Raw genomic sequence first — 16,596 nt, 5'->3', positions numbered from 1 at the left:
GAAACATCCTCTCGGGAGGGCGGGAGCGGCGCGGAGGCCGTCGCAGGAGATCAGGAGGGCGGGAGCGGGGGAGGCGTGTCGCGCAGGAGCGGCCGGAGCTCGGGCACGTCGCGGGCCGGCACCCACCCCGCCATCCCCGACCTCCACACCAGCACGTCAGGGGCGAGCCCGGCGGCGGGCAGCCCGGCCTCGTCGAACGGGCCGCGCCGCTCGCCGTCCACTCCCAGGTACCACCGCTCCTCCTGGGGCAGCGGCGGCGGCCCGCCCGCGTCCTGGCTCAGGGCGGCGGCCATCTGCCGCCCGGCGGCGATCCCCATGCCCAGGCCCATGCCGTCGGCCGCCCCGCCCGCGTTCTCCAGCGCCTCAGCCGCCTGGAAGCGGGCGTAGTCCCCGAGGTCCCCGACGATCCCCATCTGGGACCGCTTGTCCATCGCCCGCTCCACCTCGGGCGGCAGGGAGATGTTCTCGATGGTGAAGGTCGGGATGGCGAGGCCCACCCCCGCCAGGTCGGCCGTCAGCGCCTCCGCCAGCCGCCGCCCCATCTCGTGCTGCCGGGCGGCCAGGTCGAGCACCGGGATCCCGGCGGAGGCGAGCGCGGGGGCGAGCCTGCCCACGACCAGCTGCCGCAGGTAGCCCTCCACCTCCTCGGTACGGAACCGCGGGTCCGTGCCGGCCAGCTCGCGCAGCAGCGCGCGGGCGTCGGTCACCCTGACCGCGTACGCGCCGAACGCCCGCAGCCGCACCGGCCCGAACTCCGGGTCGCGCACGATGACCGGGTTCTGGGTGCCCCATTTGAAGTCGGCGAACTGGCGGGTGCTGACGAAGTACACCTCGGCCTTGAACGGCGACTCGAAGCCGTACTTCCAGCCCTGCAACGTGGACAGCACCGGCAGGTTCCTGGTCTCCAGCGTGTACGTCCCCGGCGCGAACGCGTCGGCGATCTGCCCCTCGTTGACGAAGACGGCCACCTGCGACTCGCGCACGACGAGCTGCGCGCCCATCTTGATCTCGTTGTCGTACCGGGGAAAACGCCAGACGAGGGTGTCGCGGCTGTCGTCCAGCCACTCGACGATGTCGATGAATTCTCCGCGGATCTTGTCGAATATGGCCACTTCGCCCCCGTCCGTGTGGGTCCTGCCAGGTCGGCACCGTACCAAAGCCCGTTTGGGTACTGTGGGTCCTCGTGGGTAAGCAACGGGTCGCGCAGCTCGAATACTCGGAGTTCCAGTCGGCCATGCTCGACGAGGGCAAGCGGCGGCGGAAGGCTGCGAAGATCATCGCGGTGCTCGAGCACTTCCGCGGGCCGCTCGGCGGCCTGACCGTCGGCGACGTGGGCTGCTCCGCCGGGTTCATCGCCGACGAGCTCGCGCAGGCCGGGGCCAAGCACACGCTGGGCATCGACATCGACGTGCCGGGGCTGCGCAGGGCGGCAGACCGGTTCGGCGAACGGGTGGCGTTCGTCTGCGGCGACGGCACGGCGCTGCCGTTCCCCGACGGGTCGGTCGACGTGCTGGTGTTCAACCACATCTACGAGCACGTGGTCGACCCCGACGCCGTGGTGGCCGAGATGCACCGCGTGCTGTCCGACACCGGGGTGCTCTACCTCGGCCTGGGCAACCGGCTCGGCGTCATGGAGCCCCACTACAAGCTGCCGTTCCTGTCCTACCTGCCGCCCGCGCTGGCCGACCGCTACGTGCGGGCGTTCGGGCGGGCCGACAACTACTACGAGCGGTTCAGAACGCGGCGCGGGCTGCGCAGGATGCTGCGGGCCTTCCACGTGTGGGACTACACCTTCCCCGTGCTGGCCACGCCCGGCCGGTTCGCGGGGGGCGAGCTGTTCCCCGGCGCGCTGGGGCGGGTCGCGCAGGCCGTGCTGGCCCGCACGCCGCGCGAGCTGCTCAGGCTGCTGCTGCCGCTGGTCCCGACGTACCTGTGGGTGGCCACCAAGACGCCGCGGCGGCCGGCGGGCGCCGCGCTGCCGCAGCCGCCCGAGCGGGTCCGCCCGCTGTGAGCACCCTGAGACAGACCGTGAGACGAACCGTGGGACAACTGGAGGGCGCGGAGGCCGCGCCACGGCGCTCACCGGTCCGCCGGCTGGTGAGATACGGGTTCCTGGCCGTCGCGCTGGGATTCGGCGGTTACGCCGTGGCCGGGCAGTGGGACGCCGTGGTGGCCGGGTTCGCCCGGCTGTCGTGGCCCGCGCTGGCCGGCTCGCTCGTCGCCGTGGTCGCGGCGCTGCTCGGGGCCATGCTCACCTGGCGCACCCTGCTGGCCGACCTCGGCTCGCCGCTGCCGCCCCGGCCCGCCGCCAAGGTCTTCTTCGTCGGCCAGCTCGGCAAGTACATCCCCGGCGCGGTCTGGCCGGTGCTCGCCCAGATGGAGATGGGCCGCGACCTCGGCGTGCCGCGCTCGCGCAGCGCGGCGGCGTTCTTCCTGATGATGCCCATCCAGCTGGCCACCGGCCTGCTCGTCACGCTGGTCACGCTCGGCTGGGACCGTTACGGCTGGCTGCTGCTGTTCATCCCGCTGCTGCTCGTCCTGCTCGAACCCAAGGTCATCAACGGCGTGATCGGGTACGCCCTGCGCAGGCTCAAGCGGGAGCCGCTCGAACGCCCGCTGACCCGGCGCGGCATGCTCACGGCGCTCGGCTGGGCGCTGGCCGGCTGGCTCTGCTACGGCGTCCACCTCTACTTCGTCTCCCCCCAGGGCGGCCTGCTCTTCGCCGTCGGCGCCTTCGCGCTGTCGTGGTGCCTCGGCATCCTGACCTTCGTCGTCCCGGCCGGCGCCGGCGTGCGGGAGGTCGCGATGGTCGCGGTGCTGGCGCCGCAGCTCGACAGCGGCACCGCGATCGCGGTGGCTCTCTCCTCCCGGATCGTCATCATCGTGGGGGACCTGATCTGCGCCGGACTGGCAGGAATCGCCGCGCGTCGCGACTCAGTGTGATTTGACCCACGATCGGGGGGAGGTTGGTCATAGGCTGAACGTCAGAGGGGGACATACAGTCCCACGTTGATCTTGAGGGGAGAAGATCTACGTAATGCCTCGAGTGCTCGTCGACGCGGCGGCGGTCCCCGCGGACCGCGGGGCGTTGACCAGATATGTGGACGGTCTCGTGGCGGCGCTCCACCGGGCCGGCGCGGAGTTCGTGGTGGTGTGCCAGCGGACGGAGTCCGAGCACTACCGCCGGCTCGCGCCCTCGGCCCTGGTCGTCCCCGGGCCCGTGGCGATCTCCAACCGGGCCGCCAGGCTCGCCTGGGAGCAGACCGGCCTGCCGCTGCTCGCCCGCCAGACCGGGGCGGAGGTCATCCACGCCCCCTACTACTCCATCCCGCTCGGGTCCGGCCTGCCGACCGTGGTGACGGTCCACGACGCCACCTGGTTCACCGAGCCCGACCAGCACGGGCCGCGCGCGTCGTTCTTCCGCTCCGCCACCCGCACGGCCGTGCGACACGCCCGGCGGGTGATCGTGCCGTCCAAGGCGACCAGGGACGAACTGGTCCGCGTGCTGTCCGCCGACCCCACCCGCATCGACGTCGCCTACCACGGGGTCGACCAGGCTCAGTTCCACCCGCCGAGCGAGGACGAGATCCGCCGGGCCGCCCTGCGCTTCGGGCTGCACGGCCAGTCGTACGTCGCCTTCCTGGGTGCGCTCGACCCCCGCAAGAACGTCCCGAACCTCATCCGCGGCTTCGCCGCCGCCGTGAAGCGGCTGGACGAGCCGCCCGCGCTGGTGATCGGCGGCGGGGTGCACGAGGACGACGTGGACGCCGCCTGCCGCGAGGTCGAGGCCACGGTCAGGGTCGTGCGGCCCGGCTACCTGCGCGCGCCCGACCTGCCGGGGTTCCTCGGCGGGGCGCTCGTCGTGGCCTTCCCGTCGCGGGGCGAGGGGTTCGGCCTGCCGGTGCTGGAGGCCATGGCCTGCGGCGCGCCCGTGCTGACCACGCACAACACCTCGCTGCCGGAGGTGGGCGGTGACGCGGTCGCCTACACTGAGCCGGACGCCGACAGCATCGCCACCGCCCTGGGCGACCTGCTGGGCTCCCCCGCCAGGCGAGGGCAGCTGCGGGAGGCCGGGCTGGCGAGAGCACGCGAGTTCACGTGGGACGCCTCGGCGGAGGCGCATCTCAGCTCTTATCAACGCGCGATCGAATAGTTCGGTAACCTCACGGAGTGATGGAGAGCTCTTTGCCAGACCTCGAGGCGATCCTCCTGGTCGGGGGGCAGGGCACGCGCCTGCGTCCGCTGACACTGGGCACGCCGAAGCCGCTGCTGCCGACCGCGGGGGTCCCGTTCCTGGCCCACCAACTTGCCCGCGCGCGCTCGTTCGGGGTGCGCCGGATCGTGTTCGCGACCTCGTACAAGGCGGCGATGTTCGAGCCCGCCTTCGGCGACGGGGAGGCGTTCGGGCTCTCCCTCGAATACATCACGGAGGAGACGCCGCTGGGCACCGGCGGCGCGATCCGCAACGCCGCGGAGGCGCTGACGTCCGGGCCCTCCGACCCGGTGCTCATCCTCAACGGCGACATCCTGTCCGGTCACGACATCGGCGACCAGGTGCGCACCCATCTCGCGCGCCAGGCCGCTGTAACGCTCCATTTGACAGAAGTGGACGACCCTTCACGGTTCGGCTGCGTGCCGACCGACGAGACGGGGCGGGTGACCGCGTTCCTGGAGAAGACGCCCAACCCGGTCACCAACCGCATCAACGCCGGCTGCTACGTCTTCACCCGCTCGGTGATCGACTCCATCCCGCGTGACGAGGTCGTGTCGGTGGAGCGGGAGACGTTCCCCGGGCTGATCGAGTCGGGCGAGCTGGTGCTGGGATACGCCGACCGCACGTACTGGCTCGACGTCGGCACGCCCGCGGCGTTCGTGCGGGGCTCGCGCGACCTGGTGCTGGGGCGGCTGGCCTCGCCCGCGCTGCCGGGTCCGACCGGCGAATACCTAGCCCTGGAAGGGGCGCAGGTCTCGCCGGAGGCCAAGGTGCAGGGCGGCACGGCGGTCGGCGCGCGGGTCGTCGTCGAGGCGGGCGCCTCGGTCGTGGGCTCCGTCCTGACCGACGACTGCGTGGTCGAGGCGGGCGCCAGCGTGACCGACTCCGTGGTGGGGCGCGGGGCGCGGGTGTGCGCGGGCACGGTGGTGCGCGACGCCGTGATCGGTGACGGGGCCATCGTGGGTCCCGGCAACGAGCTGCAGAACGGCGTGCGCATCTGGCCGGGCGTCGAGCTGCCGGAGCGCGCGCTGCGCTACTCGAGCGACGTCTGACGGATGCCGGGCGTGGGTTCGGAGCGGGCGGCCGGGCGCGCGAGACTGGACGCGTGAGGGAGCGCAGGTGGGTGCCCGACGGGCCGCTGGACGTCGGGCTGGCGTTGCAGCCCCACAAGCGCGGCGGCGGCGATCCCGCCTGGCACCGGACCGGTGACGGAGCCGTGTGGCGCACGTCCAGGACCCCCGACGGGCCGTGCACGCTCAGAGTGGTCGTCAAGGACGGCTGCGTGCACGGGCAGGCGTGGGGGCAGGGCGCGGAGTGGGCGCTGGAGGCGCTGCCCGGGCTGCTCGGCGCGCACGACGACACCTCCGGATTCGTCGTCCGGCACGAGGTCCTGGCGGACGCCGCCAGGAGGAATCCGGGGCTGCGCATCGGGCGCACCGGCCGGGTCATGGAGGCCCTGGTGCCGGCCGTGCTGGAGCAGAAGGTGGTCGGGCGGGAGGCGTGGCGGGCCTGGCGCTGGCTGCTGACCCGGTACGGCGAGCCCGCGCCGGGCCCGGCGCCCGACGGCATGCGGGTCGTGCCCGAGCCGTCGGTGTGGCGGCAGATCCCCAGCTGGCACTGGCACCGCGCGGGCGCCGAGGCCGTCCGCGCCAGGACGATCGCGAACGCCGCCTGGCACGCCGCCAAGCTGGAGGCCGCCGCCACCAGCGAGGAGCTCGACCGGCTGCTGCGCGCGCTGCCGGGGATCGGGGTGTGGACGTCGGCCGAGATCCGCCAGCGCGCCTTCGGCGACCCCGACGCCGTGAGCGTCGGCGACTTCCACCTCGCCAAGCTCGTCGGCTACGCCCTGACCGGGGAGAAGACCGACGATCCCGGGATGATGCGGCTGCTGGAGCCGTACGAGGGGCATCGGCACCGCGCCACCGTCCTGGTCTGGCTCACCGGCCTGCGCCCGCCCGCGCGGGGGCCGCGGATGCCGGTGCGCGACTACCGGTCCTTCTGACGCGCCCCTGGGTGCGAGCGGCGAACCCAGCCCGACGTACTGTGCCCGTATGAGTCTCGTCAGCGAATCCGCGCTCCGCCGGGCGCTCGCCCGCGCCCGCGACGGCAAGTCCCTCGACGTCACGGAGGCGACCGTCCTCCTGCACGCCAGGGGCGAGCACCTCGACGCCCTGCTCGACCACGCCTCCCGCGTACGCGACGCCGGGCTCCGGGCGGCCGGCCGCGAGGGGGTCATCACCTACAGCAGGAAGGTGTTCATCCCGTTGACCCGGCTCTGCCGGGACCGCTGCGGATACTGCACGTTCGCGACCGCGCCGCACCGGTTGCCCGCGCCGTTCCTGAGTCCTGACGAGGTTCTGGAGATCGCCCGGCAGGGGGCGGCGATGGGGTGCAAGGAGGCGCTGTTCACGCTGGGGGACCGGCCGGAGGACCGCTGGCACCAGGCCCGCTCGTGGCTCGACGCCCACGGTTACGACGACACGCTGTCGTACGTGCGGGCCATGGCGATCCGGGTGCTGGAGGAGACGGGGCTGCTGCCGCACCTCAACCCCGGGGTGCTGAGCTGGCGTGACCTGCAGCGGCTCAAGCCCGTCGCGCCGTCGATGGGGATGATGCTGGAGACGACGTCGCGGCGGCTGTTCGAGGAGAAGGGGCAGCCCCACTACGGGTCGCCGGACAAGGACCCGGCGGTGCGGCTGCGGGTGCTGGAGGACGCCGGGCGTACGAACGTGCCGTTCACCACCGGGATCCTGATCGGCATCGGCGAGAGCGTCGAGGACCGGGCCGAGTCGCTGTTCGCCATCCGGAAGGTGGCCCGCGAGTACGGGGGCGTCCAGGAGGTCATCGTCCAGAACTTCCGCGCCAAGCCCGACACGGCCATGCGCGGGCTGCCGGACGCCGACCTGCGGGAACTGGCCGCCACCATCGCGGTGGCGCGCCTCGTCCTCGGCCCCCGGGTACGCCTCCAGGCGCCGCCCAACCTGGTGGACGCCGAGTACGAGCTGATGATCCGGGCCGGGATCGACGACTGGGGCGGCGTGTCGCCCCTCACCCCCGACCACGTGAACCCCGAGCGCCCCTGGCCGCAGATCTCCCTGCTGGCCTCGCGTACCGCTGGCGCCGGGTTCAGGCTGCGGGAGCGGCTGACCCTGTATCCCGAGTACGTGCTGGCCGGGGAGCCCTGGCTGGACCCCCGGCTGTCCGCGCACGTGGCCGCCCTGTCCGATCCGGTCACGGGGCTGGCCAGCGAGGACGCCGTGCCGGAGGGGCTGCCGTGGCAGGAGCCGGACGGGGGATTCGCGGCGTCGGGGCGGGTGGACCTGCACGTGGAGGTGGACACCTCGGGGCGCACCCATGATCGGCGGGACGACTTCGACCACGTCTACGGCGACTGGGACGCCCTCCGCGCCCGCCTCACCCCCGCGGGTCCCGGTCCTTCATCAGGAGGGGAGGTGCGGGCGGCGCTCAGGCGGGCGGCGGCGGATCCCGCGGGATTGAGCGACGCCGAGGCCGTGGCGCTGCTCCAGGCCGACGGCGAGGAGCTGGACGAGCTGGCCGCCATCGCCGACGCCCTGAGGAAGGAGGCCGCCGGCGACGACGTCACCTACGTCGTCAACAGGAACATCAACTTCACCAACGTCTGCTACACCGGCTGCCGCTTCTGCGCCTTCGCCCAGCGCAGGACGGACGCCGACGCGTACACGCTGAGCCTCGACCAGGTGGCCGACCGGGCGCAGGAGGCGTGGGACGCGGGGGCGACCGAGGTGTGCATGCAGGGCGGCATCCACCCCGACCTGCCCGGGACCGCGTACTTCGACCTGGCCAGGGCGGTCAAGGCCAGGACCCCCGGCATGCACGTGCACGCGTTCTCGCCCATGGAGGTCGTCAACGGCGCGGCCCGCACGGACATGTCCATCCGGGCGTGGCTGGAGGCGGCCAGGGAGGCGGGGGTGGACTCGCTGCCCGGCACGGCGGCGGAGATCCTGGACGACGACGTGCGCTGGGTGCTGACCAAGGGCAAGCTGCCCGCCAAGGAATGGGTCGAGGTCATCACGACGGCCCACGACGTGGGCATCCCGACGACGTCCACGATGATGTACGGCCACGTCGACAACCATCTGCACTGGGTGCGGCACATCAAGCTGATCCGCCGCATCCAGGAGGAGACGGGCGGGTTCTCCGAGTTCGTGCTGCTGCCGTTCGTGCACACCAGCGCCCCCATCTACCTGGCGGGCGTCGCGCGGCCGGGCCCCACGGCGCAGGAGAACCGGGCGGTGCACGCGCTGGCCAGGATCCTTCTGCACGGCGCGATCAGGAACATCCAGTGCTCCTGGGTGAAGCTCCGCGACGACCTGTGCCGCCAGGTGCTCCAGGGCGGCGTGAACGACCTCGGCGGCACCCTCATGGAGGAGACCATCAGCCGGATGGCGGGCTCGGAGAACGGCTCGTACAAGACCATCAGCGAGCTGAGGGAGATGGTCGAGGTGACGGGCAGGCCGGTCAGGCAGCGCACCACCGAGTACGGCACCCCGGCACCGGAGCGGCTGGCCGCCTCCCGGGCGAGCGACGGGGTGTGCGGAAGCGTCAGGAGGGCCCTGCCGACGGTCGAGCTATAACATGTTCTACCGACTGGAGAGAGGATGGTCGTGCGCCTGGGTCGACACCGCGCCGCGCCTGCCCCCGAGCAGCGACGCAGGAGGGCCTTCCGGCGCGGCATGCTGGCGGGCCTCACCGCCGTGGCGATCGTGGCCGGCGGCCTGGTCGTGGTGTTCGGCGGCGGCGGGCTGCTGTGCCGGACGCGAGAGCCTGTTCTGGTCAGCGTCGCCGCGGCTGTCGACGTGGCGCCGGCGGTGATGGAGGCCGCCGGGCTGTTCAACGAGACGGAGACGGCGGTGGGCGGCCGGTGCGTGCTGGTCCAGGTGACGGAGGAGCCGCCGGCCACCGTCCTGCGCACGCTCATCGGCGACCGCGCGGGCGTCTTACGGGAGCGGCCCGACGGGTGGATCGCCGACTCGTCCGCCTGGATCAGGCTGGCCCGCCGGCAGGGCGCGAGCGCGCTGCCCGAGGAGGAGAGCGTGGTGGCCACCTCGCCGCTGGTGTTCGCCACCCGGTCGTCGCTGGCCAGGCGCTTCTCCGTGGGCGGGACCGAGATGAACTGGCGGATGGTCTTCCCGCCGACCGTCCGCGGGCGGCTGGCGCCCAACGAGGACGAGCCGGACGTCGTACGCGTACCGGACCCGTCGCTGGCCGGGGCGGGCATCGCGACCGTGGCCGCCGCCAGGGACGTCGTCGGCACTGGACCCGACGCGGACAAGGCGCTGACCGCGTTCGTCCGGTGGGCGCAGGCCGGCTCGGCCCCCGACTACCGCAGCATGATGGCGGCGGTGGACGACCACACGTTCTGGCAGCGCCCGGTCGTCATCGTGCCCGAGCAGTCGGTCCTGCGCCACAACCGGCGCCCCTCCGCCGACCCGGTCGTGGCGCTGCACCCGCGCGAGGGCACGATCAGGCTCGACTACCCGTACGTCGTCACGGCGGGCGACCCCACAGTGGCCGAGGCGTCCACGGCCTTCGCCGACTGGCTGAAAGGCCAGCAGGCGCAGGAGATCGTCCGGCGGGCCGGGTTCAGGTCGGGTGACGGGGCCCAGGGGCCGATCTCGCCGGGCCCGCTGGTCCCGTCGGCCGATCCCAGGATCAGGCCGTCGGTGTCGCCGCAGGACATCGACGAGGCGCTGCGGGCCTGGAGCCGGCTGGCCCCGCCGACGAACATCCTCGTCCTCGCCGACGCCTCCAAGCACATGGCCGAGCCGCTGAACGGCACCAGCAAGATCAGGACCGCGCTGGACGCGGCCAGGATGGGGCTGCAGCTCTTCCCCGACTCGACGCGCATGGGCCTGTGGGAGTTCGCGCGGGGGCTGGGCGGCGCCAAGGACTACCGGCAGCGGGTGGGGCTCGGCCCGATCAACGAGCCCGAGACCGGGCAGGTCGTCCGCAGGAGCCGCCTGGCCGAGCTGACCGGCACGATCACCGCCCACGACAGGCGCGGCAGCTCCCTCTACGACGCCGTCCTCAGCGGCTTCCGCAAGGTCTCCGGCGACTACCGCGCGGAGATGAACAACTCGCTGCTGGTGATCACGTCGGGCGAGGACGACGGCAAGGGCACGAAGCTGCCGGAGCTGCTCGACAAGCTGCGGCGCGAGTGGAACCCGGACGAGCCCGTACAGATCATCATCATCGCCTTCGGCAAGGACGTCGATCGCGGCAGCCTGTCGCAGATCACCGCCGTCACGAACGGCTCTCTCCACGAGGCCCAGGAGCCGGGGGAGATCATCGACGTCTTCCTCGCCGCCCTGGCCCGGCGGCTCTGCCACCCCACCTGCGAGCCCAGCGCCTGAGGAGAGCGGGGGCGCCCGGAGGCACCCCCTTTGTCGGATCTGTCAGGTTTCGTCGGATCTGTTAGGCGCGCTGCCAGAGCGCCGGGACGTTGGGCGGCTCCCAGCCGGCCAGCGCGGTGTGGGCCTGGACGCAGCGGTACGTGGCGCCGTTGTAGGTCACGACGTCGCCGGCCGCGTACGCGGTGCCCGCCTTCCACGTGCCCGACGGCGCCGTCGTCGTGGGCGTGGGCGTCGGCGTGGGAGTCGGGGTGACGGTCGGGGTGGGCGTGGGGGTCGGGTTGCCACCGCCGCCGCCGATCTGCAGGTCGATGCAGGAGTAGAAGGCGTTGGCCGTGTCGGAGATGTTCCAGATCGCGAGCACCTTCTGCCGGCCCGAGTAGCCGGACAGGTCGACGTTGTGCGAGATCGTGGGCGGCGGCTGCTGGCCGTGGCCGTCGAAGACGGCGACCCGGGTGTTGCCGATGTAGTACTCGTAGTTGAGCGTGGCGTGCCTGGCGGTGAACGTCCAGGTGAAGGTCACCGTGCTGCCCACCTGCGTGGCGGGCCACGGCTTGCTCTCGTCACTGAGCTCGGCGAACTGCGCCAGGTTGGCGTTGCAGCTGCGCAGACCCTTCGGGCCCTCGACGCTCTGCGGTTCGTAGATGATGTTGCCGCAGTCGGGCACCTTGCCCTGGGCGCAGTTGGCCTGCCGGCTCGGGGGGTAATTCACGTAGCCGTGCGCCAGGGCCGGTGAGGTGTTGAACACCGTGGTGGCGATCGCGACCACCGCCACGGCGACCAACGTGAGCGTCCTTCTCATGAAGTGGCTCCTTTACATGGGGGGATGCCCCGAATATAAAGGAAACTTTCCTAACCGTAAACGCTCAAATCGACGACCGGCCCGCCCGGCCGGGAAGCCGGGCGGGCGGGGCGACGGTGGGGCGCGGCTAGCGCGTGACGATGAAGTCGTCGGGGTCGCGGGGCGCCCGGTCGCGCGGCGGGGCGGCGGCGTGCCCGACGGCCACGCACCCCATCGGGTCCCACGAGCCCGGCAGGTCGAGCACCTCACGGACGACCGGGCGGCAGAACATCGTGGACGACACCCAGGCCGAGCCGAGCCCCTCGACGGCGAGCTGGATGAGGAGGTTCTCCACCCCCGCGCCCGTCGCCACCACGAACATCTCCCGCTCCGACGCGTTGCGCCGGTCGTCGCGGTAGGTGTGGGAGCCCTCCATCACCAGGCACGGCACGATCAGATAGGGGGCGTTGCGCAGCACGTCGCCCCGCCTGATCCGCTTGGCGATCGACTGCTCGGTGAACCCGTCGCCGCGGAGGTCCTCGATCCAGGCCTCGCGCATGGCGTCGAGCAGCTTGGTCCGCGTCTCAGGCGACTCGACCAGCACGAACCGCCACGGCGTCGTGTGGTGCGGCGCCGGGGCCGCGATGCCCGCCGCCACCGCCCTGCGCACCTTCTCGGGATCGACCGGCCGGTCGGAGAACTCCCTGATGGTACGGCGGGCGAACACGACGTCGCGGGACCCGTAACGGAACAAATCATCGTCGGCCGCCCGCACCAGCGGCCTGACCCCGGGCCCGTCGTCGTCGGTGACCAGGTGGGACAGCCCGCGCACGATCGCCACCGGCACCCCGGCGAGCTTGCCCTTGACCAGCTCGGCCGCGCCCGCGATCTCGTCGGCCAGGGCCGTGACGGTGGCGTTGAGCGCGTTGCCGTAACCGTCGGACGTGCCGCGGAAGTCGTCGAGCGGGCGCACGCCCGCCGCGCCGATGGCCACGTCGGTGAGCCCGTTGCGCCACGGCCGGCCGAACGTGTCGGAGACGATCACGCCGGCCCGCGCCGGCAGGCCCTTTCTGATGCGCCTGGCCGAGGCGTCGGGGTCTTCCGGGAGGAGCAGCACGGTGCCGGGCTCGGTGTTGGAGGCGTCGACCCCGGCGGCGGCCATGACGAACCCGTGGCGGGTCTGGCTGATCACGGTGTCACCGCGCCTGGCCACCACCCGCTCGGTCTCGTCCTCGATGGCCCGCACCCGGTCGGGCGCCTGGCGGATCCGCCCCTCGGCCTTGCTCACGATCTTGGACGTGACGACCACGATGTCGCCGTCGCGCAGGCCGGCGTCCTGGAGCAGCGCCGCCACGTCGTCACCGGGACGGACCTCGCCGATTCCCTCGACGGCGATCACCTCCAGCCGTCGCGCGCTCATCGCGCACCTCCTCGAACGAGTCGCCCGGCGGGCGCGGGCGGTGGTGCCGGGCGCGCGGCGGCGCCGGCGGGAAGGGGGTAATGGCAGGTGATGGTCATCGGGCGAGCTCCGAGGCGAGGTCGAGGGCGGTGCGGGCGATGTCGGCGGCGGCGTCGGCGTCGTGCATGAGGATCGGCCGGGCGGCGACCCGGACGCCGTCGAGCGCGACCCCCGCGTCCTCCTCGGCCACCAGCCAGCCGTCGATCAGCTCCGAGCCGTACAGCTCCAGCACGGCCTGGGCGGAGGTCTCGACCCCGATGGCCGTCAGGCAGGCGTCGGCCATGCCACGGACGGGCGCGCCGCCGATGATGGGCGAGACTCCCACCACGGTCTTGGGGAGCAGGGCGTCGCGGATGCCCGGGACCTGGAGGATCGTCCCGATGCTGACCACGGGGTTGGACGGCGGCAGGATCACCACGTCGGCCTGCTCGATCGCGTCGAGCACCCCGGGCGCCGGCCTGGCCGTGTCGACCCCCACCAGCGCGAACGACCGCGCGGGGACCGAGGCGCGCAGGCGCACCCACCACTCCTGGAAGTGCACGGCGCGCCTGCCCTGCTCGTCCTCGATCACCACGTGGGTCTCGCAGCGGTCGTCGGTCATCGGCAGCAGCCGCACGCCGGGCTGCCAGCGCGCGCACAGCGCCGCCGTGATCTGGGAGAGCGGGTAGCCGGCCTCCAGCATCTGCGAGCGCACGATGTGGGTGGCGAAGTCGCGGTCGCCGAGCCCGAACCACTGCGGCTCCACGCCGTACGCGGCCAGCTCCTCCTTGACGACGTGGGTCTCCTTGGCCCGCCCCCAGCCCTGCTCCTCGTCGATGCCGTGACCCAGGGTGTACATCACGGTGTCGAGGTCGGGGCAGACCCGCAGGCCGAACAGGGTGATGTCGTCACCCGTGTTGCCGATGACGGTGATCGAGGCGTCTGGGGCGGCCGCGCGCAGGCCGCGCAGGAAACGGGCGCCGCCGATGCCGCCCGCGAGTGACACGATGTGCATGCGGCCCAGTCTTCCATCGGCCCCTGACAAGCCCTGCTGGGGACCGGTTTTACCCAACTTGTTACGAGAGAAATGCCAGGTGTAGGCCGAATTGGGATGTAGGAGGTTCCTGGGACTCCCGCCGCGCGAGTCAGTCATGTGGCAAACTCCCTTCGGACCAAAGGGTCCGATGGGGGTACTTGTGAGCAAATTTGACGTCGCCCGGCTGAGGGAGCCGGCCGCCTGGATCATGCTCGTCGCCGGACTGCTGAACGTGCTGCTCGCGCTCGGCGACATCCTGGCCGGTTCGAGCGCGCTGTCCCTGACCGAGCGCGCGGCCGCCAACGTGCTGGACCTGACGAACCCCGTCCTGACGGCGCTGCTCCTGGGAGCCGTGCTGCTGGTCACCAAGGTCGGCGAGCCGTCGCCCAAGGCCAAGCCGATCATGTACGGGTCGGCGGTCGGGCTGCTGCTGGCCGCGGTGTTCGGCATCGTGTCGCTGCTCCTCGGCCTGTTCGCCGGGATCGGCGCCTGGGGGACGATCCGCCTGGTCCTCCTGGGCGCGCCCTACCTCGCGCTGACCGCCATCGCGCTCGTCTACCTCCTCCCTCGGGTCCTGCCCGAGCGGCCCGTCGCGCAGGTCTACCACCAGCCGCAGTTCGGCGGCCAGCAGCCGCCCTACTTCGGGCAGCCGCAGCAGCAGTTCGGCCAGCCCGAGCAGCCGCAGCAGGGTCCGGCGTACGGGCAACCCCCCTACGCCCAGCCGGGCCAGCCGCAGCCGCCCTCCGGCGCGTACGGCCAGCCGCCCCAGCAGGCCCCGCAGCCCGGATACGGCCAGCAACCCCCGTCGGGCCAGTACGGCCAGCAGCCGCCGAGCTTCGGCGGCCAGCCGGAGCCCCAGGCGGCCCAGGCCCAGACCCCGCAGCCGCAGCCCGAGCCCCAGGCCCCCGCCGCGCCGCAGCAGGAGCACTACCAGCCGCAGCAGATCAGAGGCGCCCTGCCCGCCGCCCCCTCGGACCAGGGCCAGCCCGACCACCTCTTCGGCCAGCAGGGCTACACCCCCGCCGACACGGCGCCCTCGGGCCAGGAGTACGCCGCCCCGCAGGCCGAGTACCAGCCGGCCCCGTACGTACCGGCTGACAGCCAGCCGAACGTCCACAACCAGCCCAGCCCGAACCCCTACGCCCCGGCAGCGGCCGCTCCCGACCAGCCCGGCCAGTTCGCACCCCCCGCGGACCAGGGCCAGTTCGCGCCGCCGTCGGAGCAGAACCAGTTCGCGCCGCCGTCGGACCAGGGCCAGTTCGCGCCGCCCGCGGACCAGCAGCACAACCCGTACGCCCCCGCCGGGCTCGACCCGTACGCGCCGCCCGCCGACCAGCAGCCCAACCCCTACGCGCCGCCCGCGGACCAGCACAACCCCTACGCGCCCTCCGGCGACCACCTGAGCCCCTACGCGCCGCAGGAGACCGCGCCCAACGCGTTCGGCGACCAGGGCTTCCCGACGCCGGCCGGCGAGACCGCCCCCAGCGTGCCGTACCCCCCGGCCGACGGGCAGCAGTCACAGTTCGGGCAGAACGCCTTCGACCCGCAGGCCGGCCAGCCGTTCACCGGCTACTCGGGCCAGGAGTACGCCGCGCAGTACCAGGAGCCGGACCCGCCCGTGGACCCGCGCTCGCAGCAGCTCATGGACGCCTACCAGCAGGCGGAGACGTACCAGCACTCCAGCCCGGGCCAGCACTCCACCTCCGGGCAGCACTCCGCCTCGGGCCAGCACTCCGCGCCGGGCGCCCAGCCCGACCAGCGCGTGCCCGACTACGGCGGTCAGCCGCAGCCCAGGCCGTACGACGACCCCTTCGGCCACCCGCAGCAGCCCCCGCACCCGGGATACGAGCCGCAGCAGGGCAACTACCAGCCCACCCACCAGGCGCCGCAGCCGCAGCAGCAGCCGGGCTGGCCCCAGGCGGACGGCGCGGCGGTCGCCGGCGGCGAGGCGACGATGCGGATCGACCCGTCGGCGTTCGGCGGCCGTCCGGGGGACGACCCGATCGACCCGACCGCCATATACACCCCCAACGAGCCACGCAGGTAACGGACCGGCAATGAACGACTAGAGAGAAGGTGGGTCACGGGCGGGTGTCTATCCCGCCCTGGTACGGTTCGGACCGCTGAGACGTTGAACCGCCCTGCCGTCACCGAGCACAAAGGGTGTCGGCCGGGCGTGAACATCACATGCCAAGCACACCGGGGCGAGCTCTGGTCTTTCCCCGGATAGCTGCATGCCGCTTGACGTGGGCTACGGCACACGCGTGTAATTACAACCATGTTGTTACGCCTTCCGATGGGTGGGTAATAAGGAAGGCGTCCATGGGGGGCTCCATTGCGGGCGGGCGGCAGGGAGGTGTGCAGTGACCGATCCGGTCATCGCACAGGATCAGCTTGACGCTGAAGAACTCGGCTGGCAGGAGCGTGCGTTGTGCGCGCAGACGGATCCTGAAGCGTTCTTCCCGGAGAAGGGCGGCTCCACCAGAGAGGCCAAGAAGGTCTGTCGATCGTGCGAGGTCCGTGCCGAGTGTCTTGAATACGCGCTCGAGCACGATGAGCGGTTCGGCATCTGGGGCGGGCTGTCCGAACGGGAGCGCAGACGGATCAAGCGCCAGGCCGTTTAGGGATATGGGCGAGGGGGTCACACGGTCATCCGTGTGGCCCCTTTCGTAGCTCCAGGCCCCCCTTTCACCGGTATGGTGGGCGCGCCTGATCAACCTCCAGGAGCATCCACCC

13 protein-coding genes are annotated in these 16,596 nt (G+C 72.5%); 9 read left to right on the top strand and 4 right to left on the bottom strand.

The window, feature by feature from the left end; translation table 11 throughout:
- Window positions 1-50: 50 nt before the first annotated feature.
- Entirely contained in the window at window positions 51-1,112 is a 1,062-nt protein-coding gene (locus FH608_RS03525) for an SPFH domain-containing protein (protein ID WP_139628305.1), read from the bottom strand.
- A gap of 71 nt (window positions 1,113-1,183) precedes the next feature.
- Here FH608_RS03525 and FH608_RS03520 point away from each other — a divergent pair, with 71 nt between their 5' ends.
- The 7 genes from FH608_RS03520 to FH608_RS03490 all read left to right on the top strand — a co-directional run bounded on the left by FH608_RS03520 (window position 1,184) and on the right by FH608_RS03490 (window position 10,608).
- On the top strand, window positions 1,184-2,011 hold the full coding sequence (locus FH608_RS03520; protein WP_139628304.1) for a class I SAM-dependent methyltransferase: 828 nt from the start codon (window positions 1,184-1,186) through the stop codon (window positions 2,009-2,011).
- Between the two features lie 17 nt (window positions 2,012-2,028).
- Window positions 2,029-2,943, top strand: a complete 915-nt coding sequence (locus tag FH608_RS03515; RefSeq protein WP_226898909.1) for a lysylphosphatidylglycerol synthase transmembrane domain-containing protein — start codon at window positions 2,029-2,031, stop codon at window positions 2,941-2,943.
- A gap of 94 nt (window positions 2,944-3,037) precedes the next feature.
- On the top strand, window positions 3,038-4,153 hold the full coding sequence (locus FH608_RS03510; RefSeq protein WP_139628303.1) for a glycosyltransferase family 4 protein: 1,116 nt from the start codon (window positions 3,038-3,040) through the stop codon (window positions 4,151-4,153).
- 32 nt (window positions 4,154-4,185) lie between these two features.
- Complete coding sequence (manB, locus tag FH608_RS03505) at window positions 4,186-5,265, top strand: mannose-1-phosphate guanylyltransferase (protein ID WP_226898907.1); 1,080 nt, start codon at window positions 4,186-4,188, stop codon at window positions 5,263-5,265.
- Between the two features lie 53 nt (window positions 5,266-5,318).
- On the top strand, window positions 5,319-6,215 hold the full coding sequence (locus FH608_RS03500) for a DNA-3-methyladenine glycosylase family protein (protein WP_193318207.1): 897 nt from the start codon (window positions 5,319-5,321) through the stop codon (window positions 6,213-6,215).
- A 49-nt stretch (window positions 6,216-6,264) separates the two neighbouring features.
- Window positions 6,265-8,829, top strand: a complete 2,565-nt coding sequence (locus FH608_RS03495) for a bifunctional FO biosynthesis protein CofGH (RefSeq protein ID WP_139628301.1) — start codon at window positions 6,265-6,267, stop codon at window positions 8,827-8,829.
- A 30-nt stretch (window positions 8,830-8,859) separates the two neighbouring features.
- Window positions 8,860-10,608: a substrate-binding and VWA domain-containing protein gene (locus FH608_RS03490; protein WP_394367648.1), complete on the top strand. Its 1,749-nt coding sequence runs from the start codon at window positions 8,860-8,862 to the stop codon at window positions 10,606-10,608.
- 61 nt (window positions 10,609-10,669) lie between these two features.
- On the opposite strand, the gene FH608_RS03485 is transcribed toward FH608_RS03490, so the two are convergent.
- The 3 genes from FH608_RS03485 to cofD form a co-directional block, all read right to left on the bottom strand.
- Window positions 10,670-11,407 carry a lytic polysaccharide monooxygenase gene (locus FH608_RS03485; protein WP_139628300.1) on the bottom strand — a complete coding sequence of 246 codons (738 nt, stop codon included), beginning with the start codon at window positions 11,405-11,407 and terminating at the stop codon, window positions 10,670-10,672.
- Window positions 11,408-11,534: 127 nt separating this feature from the next.
- On the bottom strand, window positions 11,535-12,806 hold the full coding sequence (locus FH608_RS03480; RefSeq protein WP_139628299.1) for a coenzyme F420-0:L-glutamate ligase: 1,272 nt from the start codon (window positions 12,804-12,806) through the stop codon (window positions 11,535-11,537).
- A 94-nt stretch (window positions 12,807-12,900) separates the two neighbouring features.
- Entirely contained in the window at window positions 12,901-13,839 is a 939-nt protein-coding gene (gene cofD / locus FH608_RS03475) for a 2-phospho-L-lactate transferase (protein ID WP_139628298.1), read from the bottom strand.
- A gap of 181 nt (window positions 13,840-14,020) precedes the next feature.
- On the opposite strand from cofD, the gene FH608_RS53720 reads away from it, so the two are divergent.
- Window positions 14,021-15,907, top strand: coding sequence for a hypothetical protein (locus tag FH608_RS53720; RefSeq protein ID WP_139628297.1), 1,887 nt, complete (start codon window positions 14,021-14,023; stop codon window positions 15,905-15,907).
- A gap of 316 nt (window positions 15,908-16,223) precedes the next feature.
- Window positions 16,224-16,484, top strand: coding sequence for a WhiB family transcriptional regulator (locus FH608_RS03465; RefSeq protein WP_020546325.1), 261 nt, complete (start codon window positions 16,224-16,226; stop codon window positions 16,482-16,484).
- Window positions 16,485-16,596 lie beyond the last annotated feature (112 nt).

Origin of the sequence: Nonomuraea phyllanthi (assembly GCF_006334985.2) — a bacterium.
In the GTDB taxonomy this organism is placed as follows: Bacteria; Actinomycetota; Actinomycetes; order Streptosporangiales; family Streptosporangiaceae; genus Nonomuraea; species Nonomuraea phyllanthi.
The sequence above is the reverse complement of the archived record's forward strand: the minus strand, read 5'-3'. Positions and strand labels throughout refer to the sequence as shown.